The 492-nt window shown below is 65.7% G+C and carries 1 protein-coding gene; it reads right to left on the bottom strand.

What is annotated here, in order from left to right; all coding sequences use genetic code 11:
* Positions 1 to 51: 51 nt before the first annotated feature.
* Positions 52 to 492: DDE-type integrase/transposase/recombinase (locus tag EIP85_RS22625; protein WP_164871875.1), on the bottom strand; the 441-nt coding region annotated here is incomplete at its 5' end.

The raw sequence follows: 492 nt of genomic DNA, 5'->3' as shown, positions 1-492 counted from the left end.
GGCTTTGTCAACTTGCCTGGATGGGTTTGAGATGGTCCCCGGCCACTTGGTTCAGGCCGTGATCCCCGCCGCGAAGTCGGCCCAGAGGCTGAAGGCATCAGCGCGGGTGTGGCGATAGGATGCTGCGGTGAGACGGTGGCGCCTGGGGCGAAAGAGGGCGGCGGTCTGGTCGAGGACGGAAAGGAAGCGCTGCGCTTGGCCGGGGGACTTGAACCGGCCCATGATTTTCTCTCGCCGTCGGGTGTGCCGGTGAGATGCCTCGGCCCGATTGTTCAACCCTTTGTGGGCACGGTGATCGGCGCTAGGGCAAAGTGCGCGTCGGGCCGCGCCGTAGCTGGGCAGCTTGTCGGTGACCAGCACACGCGGCGATCCCCAGCGGCGCATCAGCTTGCTCAGGAAACGCTTGGCCGCACTGGCATTCCGACGACTCTGCACGAGGATTTCCAACGTATCGCCCCTGGCATCGACGGCGCGCCAGAGCCAGTGCTTCCG

This window comes from Solirhodobacter olei (assembly GCF_004010155.1).
GTDB lineage: Bacteria > Pseudomonadota > Alphaproteobacteria > Rhodobacterales > Rhodobacteraceae > Solirhodobacter > Solirhodobacter olei.
Note: the sequence above shows the minus strand (reverse complement) of the source record. Positions and strands in the feature narration are given on the sequence as shown.